Genomic DNA, 19,591 nt, shown 5'->3' with positions numbered 1-19,591 from the left:
GTGGTGGGCGGTATCGTGCTATTCGGAGTTGGAAGGTAACTGCGACATTGCGTCCGGCGCGGAACCTGTGACTTCGGCAGCGGCGCAAGATGGGACGGTCGGGACTCCGCTCGTCCGCTCGTCGCGGATCCAGGCCATGGTCAATTCCCAGGCCACGGCCAGAACGATGGGCCCGACGAAAAGACCGACGATCCCATGGGCCAACGTTCCACCCAAAAGACCAATGAAGATGACAATCATCGGTGTGGTGAGACCGCGTCCCATCAGCAGCGGCTTGAGCACATTGTCGGCGAGGCCGACCAGAACCAGGTAGACGGTCAAGAACATAGACGTACTGAAGTCCTTCGTGGTCCAGATCCAGATGAGACAGGGAATAAGAACGATCGCCGAGCCGATTTGCAGGATACCGAGAATCAGGACCGCGAACGCCAACAAGCCGGCGCTCGAGATTCCCGCGAATTTCAGCCCGATTCCGAACAGAAATGATTGCAGAAGCGCGATACCGATGACTCCCTGCGACACCGTACGTATCGTGGCGCCGGCCAGCGCAACGAAGTGTTCGCCACGCTCAGGCAACAGGCGCGCCATGACGTTCCTGCCCGCTTGGACCAGCTTCGGTCCAGCCGGAAACAAAAAGCCCGCCAGAATCACCGAGGCCAGGAACTTCAGTGTGCCCAAACCGGCGCTGCCTGCCGCCGCCAGCACAGGGCCCACCAGCGGCTTTAGATGGGGCGCGAGTTGTGCAAAGGCTGCTTCGAGATTGGTGGATGCCTGATGCCAAAAATCGTACAGCGGGCCCCCGATCAGAGGCCAGTCCTTGAGGGAAGCAGGCGGCGAGGGTAAGCCAAGCGTGTCCGAGCCGAGACGCTCGAAAATCGTTCGCAACCCGTCAACCAGACCCAACCCAAGCCATGCGGCTGGCCCGATCACGATTGCGACGGCGACAACGGTGATGAAGCTGGCGGCCAGCTTCGGCCGGTCCCCAAAATGGTCGGATAACCAGCCAAATAGCGGGTAGAGCGCAACTGTGAGCACCATGCCCCACGCGAGGATGGGGATGAAGGGACGAACCAGGACAAAGCACCAGACGATCAGGCCAGCGAGCAAGCCGAGGCGAATGGCGAGTTGAATCACCTCCTCGCCCCATCGGCTCTGGCGCAATACCCGCAGCGGCATCTCAACGACATCCAGTGCCTCGCCGACGCGACAGCGCTCCTGCCCAGGTTGTCGCCGGCTATGCTGACGTGACTCCTACGGATGCTTTTGCCGGACCAGGCTTGATCCAGATCAAGCCACCGCACCTGCCTCTTGCTCATGAAACGGCGCTTCTAGGCAGTTCACCGGCGAGACTACAATGGCCGAAGCCGATCGATATTCAGTCACCGAGCGCCTTCGCAACGGCAGCGCCATCGAAATCCGCGCCCTGCGGCCGGACGATCGGGACGATATGCTCGCTGCAATCGGCCGCACCAGCGCGCAATCGCTCCAGCGGCGCTTCTTTGTTCCGAAACGGGGATTTTCCGACAACGAAGTCGCTTTTTTCATGAACATCGATTTTGAGAACCACGTCGCACTGGTTGCGCAGCTTGAGGAAGACGGCCGGCCCGTGATCGCCGGTGGAGGACGCTACATCGTTGTGAAGCCAGGCCAGGCCGAATTGGCCTTCGTCGTAATCGATGAGCATCAGCGAAAAGGAATTGGAGCGGCGCTTTTGCGCCATCTGATTGCGATTGCTCGCGAACGGCGGCTGCACGAGCTGACCGCGGAGGTTCTGCCTGAGAACATGCCGATGCTTAAGCTGTTCAGCGGCTTTGGCTTCCGGACGGTCCCCTCAGCCGATGCCCAAGTCAGACATCTCGTCTTTCGGCTGACTTGAGCGGTGCCGTTGCTCGCTATCGCCGCTTCCGATTAATCCACATCAAGGGTCCCTCGCCAGCACTGGCGCGAGCGGACTGAGATCATCAGAAGGGCTGCCCGTCGATTTGCACGGACCTGGTTGCGGTCGCAAGCGTGGACGCGTTGACTACTTCCCCGTTAACGCTTTTACTCACCGCACTACGTTCACTCGTGAATAAGGACACACGTCGTGGATAGCAGGGCCACCCGCCTCTTGAGGGTCAGCTGTCTGCTCATCTTGGGCTGCGCCGCCCTGCTCCTATCGAGCATCTCGCGAGCCTCTGAGCCCAAGCGAGTGATCGTCCTTCATTCATACGGACAAAACTTCAAGCCTTGGGGCGAATATGCCAAGGCGTTGCGACAAGAGCTTGAGAGCAGGTCAAAATGGGCCCTGGATGTTCAAGATTTTTCCGTGATCACGGCACGCTCCGAGGATGAAGGCGCCGAAGTCGAGTTCTCCAACTATCTGCGCGCCTTGTTTTCTCATCAGGCGCCCGATCTGATTGTGGCATTCGGTGCACCGGCGGGAGCTTTTGTCCAGCGACACCGGGCTCAGTTGTTTCCGAACGCACCTGTGGTGTTGTCGGCCATTGATCAACGGCGCGTGCAGGAATCGGCTCTAACTAGGAACGACACAGTAGTGGCGGTGCGGCAGGACGTTCCGGTGCTGTTCGGAAACATCCTGCGGCTGTTGCCGGAGACAAAAACGATAGCGGTGGTGATCGGCGATTCGCCCAACGAGCGATTTTGGATCGCTGAGATGAATCGTAAGCTTGAACCGCTGAGAGATCGCGTACAATTTGTTTTTCTGAATAATCTTTCTTTTGAAGACGTCCTAAAGCGAGCGGCGTCGCTTCCGCCGCATAGCGCGATTTGGTGGAATCAGCCGCAGGTCGACGCGGTAGGCGCGGTGCACGAAGGCGAGCGGGCACTGAAAGAACTCTACGCGGTCGCCGATGCCCCGATTTTCTCTTATGATGATTCGTTCTTGCGGGGGGAGATTGTCGGCGGCCCCATGACTTCGGCTGCTGACGGAGCGCGCGCGACTGCGAATGTTGCACTGCGTATTCTGGCAGGAGAGACACCAGGCGACATCACGACGCCAGTTCTGCAGTACGGAGCACCCAAATATGACTGGCGGCAACTGCAGCGCTGGGGCATCAGCGAGGCGCTCCTTCCGCCAGGCAGCCAGATCTATTTTCGTGAGCCCACCATCTGGGAAAAATATGGCTGGCAAATTGCATTAGCCTCGCTCATCATACTTGTACAATCAGCCCTGATCGGCCGGCTTCTCTACGTTCAGCGCCGACGTCAATACGCCGAATCGCAAGCCCGCAAGCGCACAGCGGATCTGGCGCGCGCGAACCGATTTTCGATGGCGGGAGAGCTGACGGCATCGATTGCACACGAAATCAACCAGCCGCTTGCAGCTATGCTCACGAACACGGAAACTCTTGAGTTGGTGCTTCGCTCTTCGGTTCCTGACATAGACGAAGCAAGAGAGATTGTCGCCGACATTCGACGAGACAATGAGCGGGCGAGCGAAGTCATTCGCCGGTTACGAAGTCTCTTGAAGAAGACCCCCTTCGAACTCAAGAGTATCGATCTTAACGATGTCGTACGCGAAGCCACGGAATTTCTCTCCGCATTGACTGCCGCGCGCGGAGTAACTCTAACCAGCTTGATCGCTCCCATCGCGCTACCGATCAAAGGTGACAAAACCCAGCTCCAGCAAGTCATCGTCAATCTTGTCACGAATGCCATGGATGGCATGTTGGATTTGCCGACAGGAAAGCGCAGGATAACGATCTCGACCCAGCGCGCCGACGATCTCGGCGAGATCTCGGTAGCGGATGCCGGTCCTGGCATTCCACCGGAAAAGGCGAAAGACGTCTTTGAACCATTCTTCACAACGAAGCCGCAGGGCATGGGAATGGGGCTATCCATTGCGCGAACCATCATCGAAGCGCACCAGGGGCAAGTTTTTGCGGAAAGCCAGACAATAGGGGGCGCGGTATTTCGGATCAGGCTGCCGCTGGTCCTGGGTAACGGTGAGTAACAGGTCTGTCGAGCTGTGTGTTGCCGGATCCGCCTCTAACGCCTGCTTCCCCTTTGCGGCCCAGAGCGCCCGCGCCCGTTCGCCCTGATCCCTTTAGAGCTTGTCGGCCATCCGGAGTAGCGCGCCGAAGATGGTGGCGCGATCATCGCCCGTCAGAGACGGGGCCCCTTTGCGAATTGGATGTTGCCGCCGATCTCGCCGTTCGTCGCCGTCGCGGCGCATCGACGGTAACAGGCGGCAGCGAGATCGCTGTCTGGCCGGGAGACGACGAGGGCGTCTGAGCTTGCGCTTCAGCGAGGACGGGAGGCAGGACGACCGAAAGCGAGAGGATCGATAGAGAGACCAACACATAACGCACAACCACCCCCCGACCGCCCCACGCATCCCACGTCGTCGCTTCACAGCGGTATTTTGATGTTATAACGTTACATTCGTCGACCCAGCGGAGCGCTTCGTGCGACAGGACAGGCGTATTCGTTACTCTGTTATGGGCACGCCGCACTTCCGACAGGCTGCGACGACCGCGCTGAAAAGCGAGACGCACATGCAATCTGCACAGTTCAGCTGGACCTGGCAGAACAAGGCCGTTGAACTCGGCGTGGACACGAGCGGTCAGGGGCCGACGGTGCTTCTGCTGCCTGCATTGAGCTCGATCTCGACCCGGCGCGAAATGTGGCCGCTGCAGACGCAGCTAAGTTCGCACTATCGCACGATATCTCTCGATTGGCCGGGCTTCGGAGACCGGCCGCGCCCTGCAATAGATTGGACACCTGAGGCGTATACGGCATTCCTGGACTACGTTCTCGAGGCCATCGCCCCTTCGCCGCATGCGATTATTGCCGCGGGTCACGCGGCAACCTACGCACTCGCTCACGCACGCGCTCGCCCAACTTCGTTGGGGCGCCTCGTTCTGTTGGCGCCGACCTGGCGCGGGCCGTTGCCGACCATGATGAGGGGTCGTCGGCCGTTCTTCGATCGACTTCGCAAGGCGGTCGATCTGCCGGTTCTCGGACCTGCGCTCTACAAATTGAACGTCAATCGCATCGTCGTTCGCTTCATGGCTGCTGGACATGTCTACACCGACCCGGCATGGCTGAGCGGCGAGCGTCTGCGCGAAAAACTGACAGTCACCGGGGCGCGCGGCGCTCGATATGCGTCCATCCGCTTCGTGACCGGGGCGCTCGATCCGGTCGAGACACGCCAGCAATTCTTGGCATTGGCGCGGCAGTCCAAAATCCCGATGTTGACGGTTTATGGTGATCAAACGCCACCGCGATCGCGGGCCGAGATGCAAGCGCTGGCACACGTCGAGGGCATGCAAACCATCTGCATGCCGCAAGGCAAGCTTGCTCTGCATGAGGAGTTTGCCGTCGGAGTGGCGGAAGTCATCGCAAGGTTTCTAGCGCGGCCGTAATGTGGGTTTTTATACGGCTGGGCCGGCGTGCTGCCGGCACTTCGAATCCGAATGGCCGCCGAGTCATGGCACGAGGCCTGTTCTGCGCCCATGCATGCGCGCTCGCAAATAACTTGGCTTCGATTGGCTGGCCATGATCCGCCGCATGTCGTCTATTTAATTTTCCAGGCACTTCGCCACCAGCGCCGTCTCCTTTAAAACAGGCCGGCAATTCTCCAACCCTTGTGAGAGACATGTTCGTTTCGTTTTTTCCTCGGCCCAAGCTGTTCTTTCTGTCGGCGATCATCTGGACGACGCTGGCGATGGCCGCCTGGTATGGCTTTGCCGCCAACTTCTTCGAAGCGTCGGGAACGCCGGTCGGCCTCGCGACCTTCTGGTCAGCAACGGCTCTTTGGTTCGATCTCTATTTTGCCCTGTGCGTGGCAATCTTCGCCGCCGCATGGATGGTGTTTGCACCGCATCCCTGGGCAACCTGGTCGATTCTGGGCTCCGCACTCATTTTGTTCACCTCCTATTTTCAGGTGCAAGTGAGCGTTGCGATCAACAGCTGGTACGGACCGTTCTACGATCTCGTCCAAGCCGCCCTGTCGAAGTCGGCTCCGGTGACAATCGAGCAATTCTACACCCAATTGTCGACCTTTGCCGGCATCGCTCTGGTCGCGGTCGTGGTCGGGGTGCTGACGCGCTTCTTCGTCAGCCATTACATTTTCCGCTGGCGGACCGCTATGAACGATTTCTACGTCGCGAATTGGCCGCGGCTCCGCACCATCGAGGGTGCCTCGCAGCGCGTGCAGGAAGACACAATGCGCTTTGCGAGCACCACGGAAGGCCTCGGTGTGAACCTCATCAGTGCCGTACTGACGCTGCTGGCTTTTCTGCCGGTTCTGGTGAGACTGTCGAGTAATGTTACGGAACTGCCGCTGATCGGGTCCATCCCCTATCCGCTGGTATTTGCCGCCGTGATCTGGTCGGTATTTGGCACCGGCATGCTCGCCCTGATCGGCATCCGTCTGCCTGGGATCGAATTCTTCAATCAGCGGGTCGAAGCCGCCTATCGCAAGGAACTCGTGTTCGGCGAGGATGATCCAGCCCGCGCTGCCCCTCCGAAGCTAGGCGCCCTGTTCGAAGCCATCCGGAGGAACTACTTTCGGCTCTATCTGAACTTCATGTATTTCAACGTCGGCCGGATCATTTATCTCCAGACCGACGCCATATTTCCCTACGTCCTGCTCGCGCCCACGATCATTGCTGGCAGAATCACGCTCGGCGCGATGAACCAGATCCTGAATGCGTTCACACAGGTTCGAACCTCGTTTCAGTATCTTGTCAATGCCTGGAGCACGATCGTCGAGCTGATTTCGATCTATCAGCGGCTGCGGTCGTTCGAGGCCAAGATTCGTGGCGAGCCGCTGCCTTCGATTGAAACAGAGAAAGAGCCGGTCTCCTTGATATGACGTCTGCGATCACGATTTCGAAATGAACTCGGTACCTTTGCGACCTGACGGCGTTGGAGTCCTCGCGCGATGCCCGCGCTAAGGCCAAAGCCGCTGACATCTGCGTCGGTCAGGGTACCGAGGAGCGCGACGATGTCGGCGATAATTTACTCTTACCGTCACTGCATCGCTCTGGCAGGTGCAGATCAACATCTCGTTGTGGGCCGGTTTCACCAGGGGATTATCGTGAGGTCTTCTCCCACAATGGCCGCACATGCTTGTGCTCGTCACCTTCGATGAAAACGGTGGGTTCTGGGATCATGTCGCTCCGCCAAAGGCCGATCGCTGGGGCCCTGGATCGCGCGTGCCGGCGTTGATCATCTCGCCCTTCGCCAAGAAGAGTTATGTCGATCACACTCAATACGACACGACGTCCGCTTTGCGTTTCATCACCCGAAGGTTCGGCCTGCCCGTGCTGCCGGGACTGGCTGCCCGCGATGCCGCACTCGCCGCGAGCGGCCATTCGGCCATGGGCGATCTGACCGCTGCAAGGACATCGAATGACCACTTGCAATCTTCCGCACCACGCCAACCACGACCACGTAAATGGACCGCATTGCGGCCACGTCGCCATTCGGCATGGCAACCACCTAGATTATCTCCACGATGGTCATCTTCACCATCCGCACGCAGATCATGTGGACGAACATCGCATTGAGGTGAGCGACAAGAACCCGGATCGCTGCACGCCCGCCCATCGCTGCTCCGGACACGATGCTGCTCACGTCCATGGTCCTGGCTGTGGCCACGAAGCGGTTCCACACGGCGATCATGTCGACTATCTCGTAGACGGTCATCTGCACCATCCGCACGGCGGCCACTGCGATGATCACGGTCGGGTGGAGATCGTTCGAAACCGAGATCTTGGCTCCCACGATTGCGTCAGGAGGGCGAGCGGCGAAACCGCTCACGCCGTTCCGATGGACGGCCAAGCCCGATCATCCCGTCGCTCGTGGGTACGACGACGTTGATCCGACCACAGATCGGTTGCAGCGCGCCGGACTGCTTGTGCGACGCACATTTCTCAGATCTCGGCGTAGTCCAGGATAGTATGTTCCCCGGACCATATCTTGTCTGCGTCGTAGATTCGTTCGTGGCGCTTGGTATTGAAGTTGACCCCGAAAACGATTTTCCCCGTCGCGGAAAACTCGCGGACTGTTTCCTTGCGATTCGGGAGTTCCGATGGGACCGAGCCGGGAAGGTGGACGTCTCCCCCGATCCGAAGCTTCGTCATGGACACTCTCGGATGTAATGTTATAACGTTCAGTTGCTAGAATATGACGGCACCCGTCGTCAAGGCGAGAGATTGTGAATGCATCGCGATCCACAGTCTGGTGCAGCCTGCACGCATGCGCGTCGTGATACCGTCGACACTGAGGCGGTGCAGAGTCGTGCCCGCTCGTACGCGGCGTCGAAAGGGACGTCGTTCACCCCAACGCGCGAACGCGTTCTGGCATTGCTCGCGACGTCAGGGAGACCAATGGCCGCGTACGAGATCGCCGAAAGACTCAGCGGTTCGCGGAAGATGCAGGCCGTTCAGGTCTACCGCGCCCTCGATTTCCTGCAGGAGGCAGGCTGCGTGCACCGACTGGCCTCCCGCTCGGCGTTTTTCGCCTGCGATCATCGCCATGAAGAAGGGGAGACGGTCGTCTTTATGGTTTGCAGTCAGTGTGGCGCGGTCCAGGAGACAGCCTCTGAACTGGTTGCGCGCGGCTTGCGAGGTGCTGCGAGAACGGCCGGCTTCAGGCCCCGGCACCCGCTCATTGAGGTGGAGGGCGAGTGCGCGAAATGCGCCGGCGTATCCGGGCCGTGAATAACGCGTCTGCATCACCGGACGTTTGAATGGGATCTGCGAGCGGCCGACATTTGCGGGACGGGTACCGTCCGGCAGGCGATAGCTAAGATGGCGCTGAAAGCACATGGGAAGGTGGTGATCTCCTGCGCAAAGGCACGCAGCTAGGCCACCGGGCGCGAGCCGAGCCCACAACAACGACCCAAATGGTTGTTGCCTCGCCGAGTGTAATGTTATAACATAACATATAACGTCGGCCCGCTGGAGTCATGCTTGCGCAAGGCACCGGCCGGCTGATTGCAAGATCCGAAGGCGAAGCCTAGCGGTCGTCACTTGTTCGGTGTCGCGCATGTCCCCAGCGACGCCGCGTCTCGCGTGAGGTTTTGATTTTGCCTGGCCGAAACACAGCTGAGCCATCATGTCTTTCGTTGCTCACGAGAGCTCGGAGACGTGAGACGAAAGTCCCCGGCGACTGCATGTCGAGCGATGCGCCAAGCTGGTTCTTTGCCGGATATTCTGCTGCCCCGAACGACGGACAGACCAGCGGCCACGATCGGCACGACAGGAAGACTCTCCGGCAAGGGCCAGGCCGTTATGACATCGATCGTCGCACCCGGATCAGAAGCGACCATCATACTCTGGAAAGCCCAATCGCCGCCGAAGACTTGTGTACGTGGCTTGAACTCCTGACAGGTTTTGCCGGGACTGATCTCCTGCAGCTCAAAGCGATCGTAAGTGTCGAGGGTTGGCCCGGACCAGTTCTGCTGTACGGCGAGCAGAATGTGTTCAGCGCGCTGCCTCTGACCGAGTGGCTCATCGAAGATCACCGCACCCGCATTGCACTCGTCACCAGGAATCTCAACGAGGATTGTCTGCGAGACCTTCTTGCCATTTTGACTCTGGCGGGTTCTTCGGGCTGTCGTTCGAAAATCCCCGCCGTTCAGGCGTCTCGAGATCGAGCGACCGGTCGACGATGAAATTCGATGAACCGATACCGGTGACGATCCTCACCGGCTTTTTGGGCGCGGGAAAGTCCACATTGCTCAATGAGCTTCTGGCGAGCGATGCCTTCGCAGATACCGCGGTCATCATCAACGAGTTTGGCGACATCTCGATTGATCACGATCTCGTTCACGTCAACCAGCGAGAGCTGATGGTGACAACGACGGGATGTCTCTGCTGCACCGCGAGCAGCGACATCAGAACCGCCCTGTTTGAACTCTACGATGCGCTGGATAGCAATGCGGTGCCGCCATTCAAGCGCGTGATCGTCGAGACGACCGGGCTCGCAGACCCCGCCCCCATCATCAATCAGATCACAATGGGCAGCGTTCCGGGAGCCGGGTATCGCGCTCAGGTCGTGGCAGGCCATTTCCAATTGTCCGGCGTCGTCTGCGCGGTCGACGTGACGATGGCGCACGGAACGCTGGAGCGGCACTTCGAATGCATGAAGCAGGTCGCCTTTGCAGACCTCATCGTGCTCACCAAGACCGATATCAACACCGAGCCCAGAGCGAATGCCCGCCCGTCGGATCTGCTGCAGATGCTCAGCCAAATCAACCCAGCCGCAGCCATCGTGGATCGTCACGGGACCGAATTCGACCTCGCCAGCGTTTTTGTGCCTCGTCGCTATGTTCCTTCCGAGCTGGGGTCCGACGTCGAAGGCTGGCTGGCCTTGGAGCAAGCCTTGGCTGACGATAGCCCATCTCACGACAATGTCATGGACGCAAACCGTCATTCCGCGGCCGGCATACAGAGCGTGGCATTGGTCGAAAACCGTCTTGTATCGGCACGCAATCTCGCAAGCTTCGTTGATCTGCTCAACACGGTGGCCGGACCGCAGATGCTGCGGCTCAAGGGGCTTATTGGACTTGAGGACGATCCCGAGCGGCCGCTCGTGATCCATGGCGTTCAGCATGTCATCTATCAATACCGGTTGCCGGCATGGCCGTCGGACGATCGACGCACGCGGATCGTCGTCATCACTCACAATCTCGACGGCTCCGTCGTCAAAAGTCTGTTTACCGCGATCACGGGTATTTCGGCGCGCGCAAAAGCGCGGATGGTGGCTACAGTCCTTGGCCTGAGCGCGCTCGGTGCTGCGCTTGTCGCGGTCCTCTTGCACACGTTCCACGATGGCGCGGTAGCTCACCTGGAATTCAACTCCGCCCCCGCGATTCCGACTTCGACAGGTACCACCCACTGAAAGGACGACGTATGAGCAATACGGCCGCACAGACTCCCGTTACCGTTCTCACCGGATACCTCGGTGCAGGCAAAACGACCTTGTTGAACCGAATTTTGACGGAGACACATGGCAGGCGCTACGCAGTGATCGTGAATGAATTCGGCGAAGTCGGAATCGACAATGATCTCATCGTCAACGCGGACGAGGAGATCTTTGAGATGAACAACGGGTGCATTTGCTGCACCGTTCGGGGCGATCTTATCAGGATTCTCGAAGGGCTCATGAAGCGTCGTGGAAAGTTCGACGGGATCATCGTCGAAACCACCGGGCTTGCCGATCCGGCGCCCGTCGCGCAAACTTTTCTCGTCGATGACGACGTTCGCCGCAACACCAAGCTCGACGCCATCGTCACGGTGATCGACGCGAAGCATCTGCTGGGTGAAATCGATCACGCGCACGAGGCGCAAGAGCAGATTGCATTCGCCGATGTGGTCTTACTCAACAAGACCGATCTGGTCTCGGAACCCGACATCCAGGTGATCGAAGCGCGTATTCGCTCTATCAATCCCTACGCCGTGATACATCGCACCGAACGGTGTGCGCTCGACCTCGAAAAGGTCCTGGATCGGAATGCGTTCGATCTCAACAGGGTTCTCGAGTTCGAGCCCGACTTTCTCAACGAAGTTCACGATCATGAGCACGATAGCCACGTCAAGAGCCTGTCTTTGACGGCTGAGGCGCCGCTCGGTCCCCAGAAATTCTTGCCGTGGATCCAGCAGGTTACCCAGCAATTTGGCACCGACATTCTACGCCTCAAGGGCATTATCCAATTCGAAGATGATCCTGACCGCTTCGTCGTTCAGGGTGTTCACATGTTGCTCGAAGGCGACCATCAGCGCCCCTGGAAGCCCGACGAGCAAAGGACGAGCCGGCTGGTCTTCATTGGCCGCGATTTGCCGGAGGATGTTCTGAAGGACGGCTTCAAGCGCTGTCAGAGGTCGAGTCATTGACGCCAGCCCCCTTGAGGCGGCCGCAATCTCGGCATGACTGGGACTTCGTCTGTCATGCCGAGCGACCCAGGATAAATCGCAGATCAATTTGGAGGCTCGCCCATGTCAAAGGCTGCTTTTGCTTTGGGTCGGCGAGCCCAAAGAACCGGCTATCCCGAAGCGGTTCAGCGACTTAAGTTGCAGACGCGGAAGCTGCTTGGGTTGTCCGAGGATGTCACGGTCTCTGTGACAGAACTGTCCTGTCGTGAGCCTGGATGTCCTGATGTGGAAACTGTCATCGCGATCTTGGGCCAGCGGGACAAGCCATGCATCGCAAGATTTCACAAGTCGATCCCCGATGTGACCGCTGACGAGCTCAAGACAGCATTCGAACCGACCTTCTTATCCAAGAAGGGTGCTGAATCAAAAGACCAGGAATCATGAGAAAGATTTGCATTGGTATCGTGGCCGCGCTCATCATGCTAGGCGCCTTCATGAGCGCGCGCGCCGCCGACGAGAAGATCGCGGTCGTCGCGGCCGAGAACTTCTATGGCGACGTCGCGCAACAGATCGGCGGCGACAGAGTGTCTGTCACCAGCATCCTGAGCAGTCCCGATCAGGATCCACACCTGTTCGAAACATCCCCCTCCATCGTTCGCGAATTGGCCGCAGCCCAAGTTGTGATCCTAAACGGCATTCAATACGACCCATGGATGAGCGGGCTCCTCAAGGCCGCGCCAGAGTCCGGGCGCGTCGTGATCGTAGCTGCAGATCTCATGCATAAGGCGGCCGGTGACAATCCGCATCTCTGGTACGATCCGGCCACGATGCCTGCGGTCGCGAAAGCGGTCGCTGCCGCGTTTGTCGCCGCTGATTCCGCTCATTCAGACGACTACAATTCGCGCCTCAACTCATTTTTAGCCTCACTCCAGCCACTGGACGCAAAAATCGCCTCCATTCGTAATAAATATGAAGGTACCCCAGTCACTGCTACAGAGCCGGTTTTCGGCTACATGGCGGCCGCGTTACATCTAACGATGCTCAATCAGAGATTTCAGCTTGCCGTCATGAACAACACCGAGCCAAGCGCCAGCGATGTTGCTGGCTTTGAGCAGGACTTGGAGCGACACAATGCGCGCGTCCTGTTCTTCAACAAGCAGGCATCGGATAATTTGGTTCAGCATATCGTTGACCTTGCGCACAAATCCGGTGTTGCAGTCGTGGGCGTCACAGAGACCACCCCGCCCACACTGTCATACCAAAATTGGATGCTGACGCAGCTCGACATGACTGAAAACGCACTGGCCGGAAAGCCCTGATGAACGTCGTCGAATTCGACCAGGCAACACTTCGGATCGGCAACCATCTCGTTTTGGCGGACATCAGCCTCGCGATCAAAGGCGGTGAATTCATCGGTGTCCTTGGTCCCAATGGAGCTGGCAAGACCACACTGATGCGCGCCATCCTCGGACTTCTGCGGCCCAGCGCAGGAAACATCCGCGTGTTCGGCCGTACGCCGCGGCGCGGCGATGCCCTCATTGGTTACGTTCCGCAGGTCCGCACTGTGGCGCCGGAGTTGCATGTGCGCGGGTTAGACTTCATCGCGAGCTCCGTTCGCGGCGGTCGATGGGGTCTGCCGAAGCTTGGGCACGTTGACCGCAAGATGATCGATGAATCACTCGCGGCTGTGGGGGCTGTTGACTTGGCCGGGCGCCCGCTGACGGACATGTCAGGCGGTGAGCGCCAACGGCTGCTGCTGGCTCAAGCACTGCTTGGCGAGCCGGGACTGCTGTTGCTCGATGAGCCGCTGATCAGCCTTGACCAGCGCTATCAGGAAACGATCATCGAACTGGTCGGACGCTTCGCGGGGGAGCGCAATATAACCGTTTTATTCAGCGCGCACGAACTCAATCAGCTGATCGGTGCGCTCGATCGTGTGCTCTATCTCGGCAATGGGCGCGCGGCATTGGGGACGGTGGCGGAGGTGGTGACGTCTCCCGTGTTGTCCAAACTCTATGGCTCGGATATCGACGTCGTGCACGCTGACGGTCACGTCTTCGTACTTTCCCGCGGCCGGCATATCGAGCACCACGACCATCTGCATGCCGATCATGCGCACAGCCGCGATCGTCAACGCCATGCTTGACTACGATTTCATGAGAAACGCCTTTGCAGCTGCCGGAGTCGCGGCTGTCGTCTCGGGTCTGGTGGGTTATTTCCTCGTGCTACGGGGACAAACCTTCGCCGGTCACGCACTGGGGCATATCGGTTTCGCCGGCGCGACCGGTGCAATCTTGATCGGGTTGGCCCCGATCTGGGGACTTGTCGGGCTCACGGTTGCTGCCGGCATCGGCATGGGAATGATGGGCGAGCGCGTCAGTGGCCGCGACGTGGCCGTCGGCGTCGTCTTGTCGCTCGCGCTTGGCTTCGGGCTTCTGTTTCTGCATTACTACACGGCGTTCGCAGTCCAGGCCACCTCGCTGCTCTTCGGCAATGTGCTTGCGGTTGACCGGCCGATGATCATGGCGCTCGTCGTGATGGGCCTGATCACGCTGGCGGCTCTGGCCGCGATCATGCGGCCACTCATCTTTGCCAGCCTTCAGCCGGAGCTTGCCGAGGCCAAAGGCGTTCCAGTGGGCTTCGTATCCACCGCCTTCCTCGCGATCGTCGCTGTTGGAGTCTCGGAAAGCGCCCAGATCGTCGGCATTCTTCTGGTCTTCAGCCTCATGGTGGGGCCGCCGGCAACCGCCCAGCGGCTTGTGACCGGGCTTTGGAGCGGAATTGTTCTATCGGCGGTCGTCGCGCTGGCGGAGGCTTGGCTCGGCATCATCATTGCCTATGATACGGACTGGCCGGTCAGCTTCTGCATCGCGTTGTTGAGCGCGCTTGGCTATTTCGTCACGCGCGTTCCGTTGGAACAACTGAAGATGAGGAAATCGAGCCCACGGCTCTGATCAGACCCTGCTTCGAGTCGGCATCCAGAACTTCCGGCTCGGGCAATCCATCCTCTGTTTATGAAATGGAGATGTTCCCTTGCGGTCAGGATTGCGCTTCCTTAGCGAGGTTAGCCTCGGTCTGGCGATCGCAACGCTGGCATCGGTTTGTTCGTTTGCAGCAGAGCAGTCGCCGGAGGTTCCGGCTTGGTTGCGGGGCCATATCGGCGAAGGCGACGGGCAGATCGCGCAGGTGGTGCTACAGAGGGCACGCGCCCTCTACCTGCGAAAGGTGAAGGAGGGGGTCGTCAAGAATCCGTGTTATTTGGCCATGGACGCGACGCGCCCCAACGATTTGACCGACGGCAGATTGGGGAAGCGGTTTTACGTTATTTGCGAGGCCGATCGATCTTTTCGTGCGATCTCCGCGGGTCACGGCAGCGGTCGCCATTTGAGGGGTATCGCGGATTTCTCGAATGGAAGAGAGTGCGCGAAGAATTTCGGCAACGCGATGGATTCGAACCTGACGGCCGGCGGCGCTTATCTCACGGGAGAGACGAAAACGTCTTTCAAGGGATATTATCGTGTTTCAACAAAACAAGATGCGGCGCTGATGCGCTCGTTTGTTCAATTCGATGGGGAAGGTGAGACAGCCAACGCCAGGCAGCGCGCCATCGGCGGACATGCTGCCGTCGCGTTGAAAGGCGTATGTCTTCGAAAGGATCCGCACAGCCCATACGCGAACCAGGACGGTTACGTTCCATTCGGGTCTCTGGTGGACTACTCGGGCGGACGCAGCGATGGCTGTACGAGTTGGTCGCAATCTGACGCCGGACAAATCATCCCACTGCTGAAGGACAACCCGACGACGGTCTACATTTATCCTGAATCTCGCGACGTTGAAGCTGTCGCGCAAGCGGTTGCAGCTCATCAGCCGCTGCCGCGCGCCGGGCTGTATTGGAACGCGTTCTGCCTAAAGCAGATCGGGTCTCCGAAATTCTGGCCGAAACAGATCCTCGAGCCGATTCTTGCTCAATATAGAGGGGATCATCCCGAACCGCCGCCGCAGTCAGCGCCAATTTGCAAAGGCCGTGACTTTTCCGGGTAGCTATTCCTCTCGACTTGCTTTGAAGCGGTCGTGCTTTGCCAGCACGAACAGGATCACGAGGCGACTCGAAACCAGTGAATACTCTCAGCCTAAAGGGTGACCGGTTCACTTTGGCCGCGCGATCCGTACCATGTCGAGGTAGTCCGAGACACCAATTCTCGTGTGAAATCAAAACGAAAAGGCCGGTAGAAGTGCAAATCGGAGCATGAACGGAGTTGGAACGAAGCGGATCCGCTGTTGACGGTCGGCCGACGGCTCTGGCCGTTCCGATTGTGCATTTGAAATAGCCGGCCTGATGCAGCCGACGCGGGGGGTCGATGAGAGCGGTTGGTATCCAGGGGCAGAATCGAACCCTCGCCCATCCAACTGGAAGTCCATCATTTTTTGAATGGCGACTTCCCAGTGTACCTACCAGTGGACCCGGCGCTTTCTTCACCGGCCAAGAGGGTGCGACCCTATGCCGCCATACGCTAGTCGTGTGCGTGCCGCAAGCTACACACAAGGATCTCATCAGCGCCGTGTGCGCTATGGTCCTGTAGCTAGGGTCCACCCCCTCCGAAGGCAGACGTCGACCAGTTTCGTGCAGACAGGACGATTGAAACAGAGTAAGAAAACAACCTACATGCGACATCGATGTCCAGCACTTCCGTTTCGCAAGAATGTTTCGCCTCTTAATCTTAAGGGAGTGCAATTTCTCAAAAGCGCCTGCATCGACGAAGACAGTTCGCGAACGTCAACGATCGTTTGAGCGGAATCTTGAGACCAAAGAGGACGATTCATCATGGCTAGCTATCCAGGTGAAACTCTCCTGGCCAAGAAATCGGCGGCCGTCTTTCTCTTGCTGCTAGGCATCCTGTTGATCGTGGTCGGTCTACACGAAGAATCGTCGCCAGTGATCGCGGTCGGATGTCTATCTCTGCTCGGTGGTGTCTCACTCCTCGTGTTTAAGATTGTCCGGCGCAACCGAGGTAATCCGCTCTAACTCCCGCCCTTCAGGGTCAGCAGGTCGGCGCTCCTCGTGACAGAAGGTAAGTCATGATCGCGCGGTTCGTGGCGGATTTAAAGGACAATACACGCGCAACAAATAGTACATCTCCTCAACTCGAGGCTAGCCGATGCTCTCGATTTCAAGCTGACGGTAAAGCACCTCAGAACATTCGAGGCCCATCATGCATCGCGTTGCTGGACGCAGGCAGTCTCGCCAATGCTATGCCTCGGCCATATAGCCTCGGCGAATTCCTCCAGTGGTTCGATAGATTGCCGTGGCCACCCGCAAGCGTCTCTCCCGACGACCACGACTAGGGGGTGACGCAGCGATGGAGTCGCGGGTGCCATGTCGATCCTGGGCCACAAGTTGGCTCCGCGACGCAGAGATGGAGACGCGGGTGCAATGTGGATCCCGGACCACAAGTCGGCTCCGCGACGCAGCGGTGGAGTCGTGGATGCAAAGTATATCCCGCCGCGCATGTTTCAGCTATCAGCGTCGCGTCCGGCATTGCTAGCGGCGTAGCGTAAGGCAAGAGCGGAGTGGCCTGGGCGCCAAACGCGACCAGCGATGATGCCACCGCAGCACACAAGGGACAAAGGCGGTAACGTGTGCACACTCTCTGTTCTCCATGAACTGCGAGGCAAACGACGATTGCCGCAAACACTATAGCAGACGGTAGCCTGACCGACACTAGGGGAATCCCTGACCGCGACTAGAAGATTGCCTGATATCCAGATCCTCGGCGGAAAGCGTATTGTTCAAGCTCCAAGCGAGCTAGTTGGCCAAGACATTGCAGCGCGCGGTTCGAGGCTTGTACATGACCACAACTCCACCAAACCAAAACCTTTGGCGGCTTTGAGCTGATCGCGATGGTAGTCGGATCCATTGTTGGCTCGTCCGACTCATCGCCGCCCGTCCATTTGCAGCCGGTTTGCCTTGGTGCGTTCTCGTGGCGGCATGTAGGCGCTACCACGCGTAGTGACGAAGATCCGCTGCGTAACGATAGTCGCGAGAGGGCGTACCTATGCGGGCAACCGTCGCCATCGCTTACTGCGGTCCCGCTGCGGTGCCGGGCGATGTCTTGGCACGCTGGAATTTCGATCCACCGCTCATTGCGGCGCTCGCCGTATTGGCCATTGTGATCGCGCGTGGTCACGCAGCGAAGGCCTGGGCTGGCTGGACAGCGCTCGTGCTGATCGCGGTGATCTTTGTCTCGCCGCTTTGCGCGCTCGCCTCTGCGCTGTTCTCGGCGCGAGTGCTGCATCATGTGCTGCTTGTCTGCTTTGCTGCCCCGCTTCTCGCGATTGCTCTTCCCGCGCGACCATTACCCCTACACCCGCTCGCTGTACTCGTTAGCGTTCACACGATCATTTTTTGGGTCTGGCATATGCCGGGGCCCTACGAATGGGGACTCGTCAGCGTCCCCGCCTACTGGTTGATGCAGGGCACCCTTCTCGGCAGTGCGTGGCTGCTTTGGCGCGCAATCCTTGAGCCGACGACTCACCTTGGCTCGGCGCTTGTCGCGATCGTTGCTGCAATGGGTCAGATGGGGCTTCTGGCCGCCTTGATCGTATTCTCGCCGCGGGCGCTATATCCCGTCCATTTCGCGAGCGCCGAGGCCTGGGGACTGAGTGCGCTCACCGATCAGCAACTGGCGGGGCTTCTGATGTGGGTGCCGGCGCCGCTGCCCTATCTCGGGCTGGGGCTGTGGCTTGCGTGGTCGGGCTTGCGCCCGGTTGAGCCAACCGCATGACGACGCTGTTCAAGTTCATTCACCTCGGAACGATTGCCATCTGGTCGGCAGGATTGATCGTCCTGCCGTTTTTATTTTGGCAACGCCGTGATCTCGAATTGGGGAGTGAGCTTGATCGACTGCACAGGCTGACGCGCTTCGTTTATGTGGAGATGACATCTCCGGCTGCCTTCCTCGCCATCGGCAGCGGAACGGTGCTGATCTTCCTGCAGACTACGTTCCTGGAGTGGTTCTCCCTCAAGATGATGCTCGTCGCACTGCTGGTGATGCTGCACATCGTTGCCGGATTGACCCTTGCGCATTTGTTCGAGCCCGGCGGCAGCTTTAGCCGGTTCTCATACGTTACGCTGACGGCCTCCTATCTCGTGCTGATCACAGCGATCATATGGGTGGTGCTGGCCAAGGTTCACATCGATTCCAATCAGTTCGCCACCGAACTGTTCGCGCCCGGCGGGCTGCGTCAGGCCTTGGGCGAAACCATAATGCCAATGCCATGATCGAACACGAGCTTGCCGCCATGCCAGCCCGCCAAGCCTGCCATCGCCGAGGCGAGCGCGGAGAGCGCGAGGCCATGCGGCAGGATCGATTCCGGGTAGGTCAGGCGCAGTCCCCAGTTCGCTCCGGTGATAGCAACCAGCGTCATGGCCGCTACGGCGTGGGACCAGCTCGCTTCGCGCGTCCGGATGCCCGGAACCAGCACGAGTTCTGCCGTGCCGACAATGCTGGCTGCGATACCGCTCCAGAATGTAAAACCCGAGGCCCAGAGACCGACACGCATCCAGAAGCCGTCGCCCGACCACCAATAGAATACGTCGACACCAAGGGTCGCGATCACAAAGGCGATCGGGAAATGCACCAACATGACGTGGATCGGATGGCCGACAAGTGCCACCGCAGACCCGGTGTCCAGCCGGAGCAGTTCCAGCATGACCGGACTTTCTTTCATTGCCGAGGTATCGCTCTCGTCATTCGGCATGA

18 protein-coding genes and 2 pseudogenes are annotated in these 19,591 nt (G+C 59.0%); 16 read left to right on the top strand and 4 right to left on the bottom strand.

The genetic code is table 11. The features are described from left to right. Positions 1–18: 18 nt before the first annotated feature. Entirely contained in the window at positions 19–1,176 is a 1,158-nt protein-coding gene (locus F758_RS0100865; protein ID WP_024506064.1) for an AI-2E family transporter, read from the bottom strand. A gap of 178 nt (positions 1,177–1,354) precedes the next feature. Between F758_RS0100865 and F758_RS0100860 the strand changes: the two genes are divergently transcribed. Beyond that, positions 1,355–1,876: a GNAT family N-acetyltransferase gene (locus F758_RS0100860; protein WP_024506063.1), complete on the top strand. Its 522-nt coding sequence runs from the start codon at positions 1,355–1,357 to the stop codon at positions 1,874–1,876. A 315-nt stretch (positions 1,877–2,191) separates the two neighbouring features. After that, complete coding sequence (locus tag F758_RS0100850) at positions 2,192–3,955, top strand: sensor histidine kinase (protein ID WP_024506062.1); 1,764 nt, start codon at positions 2,192–2,194, stop codon at positions 3,953–3,955. Positions 3,956–3,970: 15 nt separating this feature from the next. On the opposite strand, the pseudogene traD reads toward F758_RS0100850, so the two are convergent. After that, positions 3,971–4,177: pseudogene (gene traD, locus F758_RS51505) on the bottom strand (conjugal transfer protein TraD); the annotation flags it as partial. Between the two features lie 322 nt (positions 4,178–4,499). On the opposite strand from traD, the gene F758_RS0100840 reads away from it, so the two are divergent. The 3 genes and pseudogenes from F758_RS0100840 to F758_RS47250 form a co-directional block, all read left to right on the top strand. Then, positions 4,500–5,369, top strand: coding sequence for an alpha/beta fold hydrolase (locus F758_RS0100840; protein ID WP_063614873.1), 870 nt, complete (start codon positions 4,500–4,502; stop codon positions 5,367–5,369). 233 nt (positions 5,370–5,602) lie between these two features. Continuing rightward, entirely contained in the window at positions 5,603–6,823 is a 1,221-nt protein-coding gene (gene sbmA / locus F758_RS0100835; protein ID WP_024506060.1) for a peptide antibiotic transporter SbmA, read from the top strand. A 238-nt stretch (positions 6,824–7,061) separates the two neighbouring features. Then, positions 7,062–7,352, top strand: a pseudogene (locus F758_RS47250) (alkaline phosphatase family protein); the annotation flags it as partial. A 100-nt stretch (positions 7,353–7,452) separates the two neighbouring features. Here the strand turns inward: F758_RS47250 and F758_RS49200 are convergent. Further along, positions 7,453–7,794 carry a hypothetical protein gene (locus F758_RS49200; RefSeq protein WP_024506058.1) on the bottom strand — a complete coding sequence of 114 codons (342 nt, stop codon included), beginning with the start codon at positions 7,792–7,794 and terminating at the stop codon, positions 7,453–7,455. 380 nt (positions 7,795–8,174) lie between these two features. On the opposite strand from F758_RS49200, the gene F758_RS0100815 reads away from it, so the two are divergent. The 11 genes from F758_RS0100815 to F758_RS0100760 all read left to right on the top strand — a co-directional run bounded on the left by F758_RS0100815 (position 8,175) and on the right by F758_RS0100760 (position 19,110). After that, positions 8,175–8,675, top strand: a complete 501-nt coding sequence (locus tag F758_RS0100815; protein ID WP_024506056.1) for a Fur family transcriptional regulator — start codon at positions 8,175–8,177, stop codon at positions 8,673–8,675. A gap of 455 nt (positions 8,676–9,130) precedes the next feature. Continuing rightward, positions 9,131–9,631: a CobW C-terminal domain-containing protein gene (locus F758_RS47240; protein ID WP_084304993.1), complete on the top strand. Its 501-nt coding sequence runs from the start codon at positions 9,131–9,133 to the stop codon at positions 9,629–9,631. After that, positions 9,628–10,860: a CobW family GTP-binding protein gene (locus tag F758_RS0100805; RefSeq protein WP_024506054.1), complete on the top strand. Its 1,233-nt coding sequence runs from the start codon at positions 9,628–9,630 to the stop codon at positions 10,858–10,860. The genes F758_RS47240 and F758_RS0100805 overlap by 4 nt, the downstream gene beginning before the upstream one ends. 11 nt (positions 10,861–10,871) lie before the next feature. Further along, on the top strand, positions 10,872–11,852 hold the full coding sequence (locus tag F758_RS0100800; RefSeq protein ID WP_024506053.1) for a CobW family GTP-binding protein: 981 nt from the start codon (positions 10,872–10,874) through the stop codon (positions 11,850–11,852). A gap of 102 nt (positions 11,853–11,954) precedes the next feature. Continuing rightward, positions 11,955–12,275: a hypothetical protein gene (locus F758_RS43085; protein WP_024506052.1), complete on the top strand. Its 321-nt coding sequence runs from the start codon at positions 11,955–11,957 to the stop codon at positions 12,273–12,275. Continuing rightward, positions 12,272–13,150: a metal ABC transporter solute-binding protein, Zn/Mn family gene (locus F758_RS0100790; RefSeq protein ID WP_157449807.1), complete on the top strand. Its 879-nt coding sequence runs from the start codon at positions 12,272–12,274 to the stop codon at positions 13,148–13,150. The genes F758_RS43085 and F758_RS0100790 overlap by 4 nt, the downstream gene beginning before the upstream one ends. Next, positions 13,150–13,977, top strand: a complete 828-nt coding sequence (locus tag F758_RS0100785; protein ID WP_024506050.1) for a metal ABC transporter ATP-binding protein — start codon at positions 13,150–13,152, stop codon at positions 13,975–13,977. Before F758_RS0100790 ends, F758_RS0100785 begins: the two co-directional genes overlap by 1 nt. Then, on the top strand, positions 13,934–14,785 hold the full coding sequence (locus F758_RS0100780) for a metal ABC transporter permease (RefSeq protein WP_198026387.1): 852 nt from the start codon (positions 13,934–13,936) through the stop codon (positions 14,783–14,785). Before F758_RS0100785 ends, F758_RS0100780 begins: the two co-directional genes overlap by 44 nt. A 79-nt stretch (positions 14,786–14,864) precedes the next feature. After that, positions 14,865–15,872 (top strand): hypothetical protein, encoded by a 1,008-nt coding sequence (locus tag F758_RS0100775; RefSeq protein ID WP_024506048.1) that lies wholly within the window; start codon positions 14,865–14,867, stop codon positions 15,870–15,872. Positions 15,873–17,884: 2,012 nt separating this feature from the next. Next, on the top strand, positions 17,885–18,613 hold the full coding sequence (locus tag F758_RS0100765; RefSeq protein ID WP_024506046.1) for a cytochrome c oxidase assembly protein: 729 nt from the start codon (positions 17,885–17,887) through the stop codon (positions 18,611–18,613). Beyond that, positions 18,610–19,110: a HemJ family protein gene (locus F758_RS0100760; protein WP_024506045.1), complete on the top strand. Its 501-nt coding sequence runs from the start codon at positions 18,610–18,612 to the stop codon at positions 19,108–19,110. The genes F758_RS0100765 and F758_RS0100760 overlap by 4 nt, the downstream gene beginning before the upstream one ends. On the opposite strand, the gene F758_RS0100755 is transcribed toward F758_RS0100760, so the two are convergent. After that, positions 19,074–19,559 carry a DUF2231 domain-containing protein gene (locus F758_RS0100755; protein ID WP_035720485.1) on the bottom strand — a complete coding sequence of 162 codons (486 nt, stop codon included), beginning with the start codon at positions 19,557–19,559 and terminating at the stop codon, positions 19,074–19,076. The two genes, F758_RS0100760 and F758_RS0100755, sit on opposite strands and share 37 nt — an antisense overlap. Between the last annotated feature and the right edge of the window lie 32 nt (positions 19,560–19,591).

This window comes from Bradyrhizobium sp. ARR65 (genome assembly GCF_000472385.1).
GTDB lineage: Bacteria > Pseudomonadota > Alphaproteobacteria > Rhizobiales > Xanthobacteraceae > Bradyrhizobium.
This window is presented reverse-complemented; position numbering and strand designations above follow the sequence as displayed.

Coding starts and splice junctions, on each gene's coding strand:
- F758_RS0100865 (WP_024506064.1), bottom strand. CDS start 1,176: ATGCCGCTGCGGGTATTGCGCCAGAGCCGATGGGGCGAGGAGGTGATT.
- F758_RS0100860 (WP_024506063.1), top strand. CDS start 1,355: ATGGCCGAAGCCGATCGATATTCAGTCACCGAGCGCCTTCGCAACGGC.
- F758_RS0100840 (WP_063614873.1), top strand. CDS start 4,500: ATGCAATCTGCACAGTTCAGCTGGACCTGGCAGAACAAGGCCGTTGAA.
- sbmA (WP_024506060.1), top strand. CDS start 5,603: ATGTTCGTTTCGTTTTTTCCTCGGCCCAAGCTGTTCTTTCTGTCGGCG.
- F758_RS0100815 (WP_024506056.1), top strand. CDS start 8,175: ATGCATCGCGATCCACAGTCTGGTGCAGCCTGCACGCATGCGCGTCGT.
- F758_RS47240 (WP_084304993.1), top strand. CDS start 9,131: ATGTCGAGCGATGCGCCAAGCTGGTTCTTTGCCGGATATTCTGCTGCC.
- F758_RS0100805 (WP_024506054.1), top strand. CDS start 9,628: ATGAAATTCGATGAACCGATACCGGTGACGATCCTCACCGGCTTTTTG.
- F758_RS0100800 (WP_024506053.1), top strand. CDS start 10,872: ATGAGCAATACGGCCGCACAGACTCCCGTTACCGTTCTCACCGGATAC.
- F758_RS43085 (WP_024506052.1), top strand. CDS start 11,955: ATGTCAAAGGCTGCTTTTGCTTTGGGTCGGCGAGCCCAAAGAACCGGC.
- F758_RS0100790 (WP_157449807.1), top strand. CDS start 12,272: ATGAGAAAGATTTGCATTGGTATCGTGGCCGCGCTCATCATGCTAGGC.
- F758_RS0100785 (WP_024506050.1), top strand. CDS start 13,150: ATGAACGTCGTCGAATTCGACCAGGCAACACTTCGGATCGGCAACCAT.
- F758_RS0100780 (WP_198026387.1), top strand. CDS start 13,934: ATGCCGATCATGCGCACAGCCGCGATCGTCAACGCCATGCTTGACTAC.
- F758_RS0100765 (WP_024506046.1), top strand. CDS start 17,885: ATGCGGGCAACCGTCGCCATCGCTTACTGCGGTCCCGCTGCGGTGCCG.
- F758_RS0100760 (WP_024506045.1), top strand. CDS start 18,610: ATGACGACGCTGTTCAAGTTCATTCACCTCGGAACGATTGCCATCTGG.
- F758_RS0100755 (WP_035720485.1), bottom strand. CDS start 19,559: ATGAAAGAAAGTCCGGTCATGCTGGAACTGCTCCGGCTGGACACCGGG.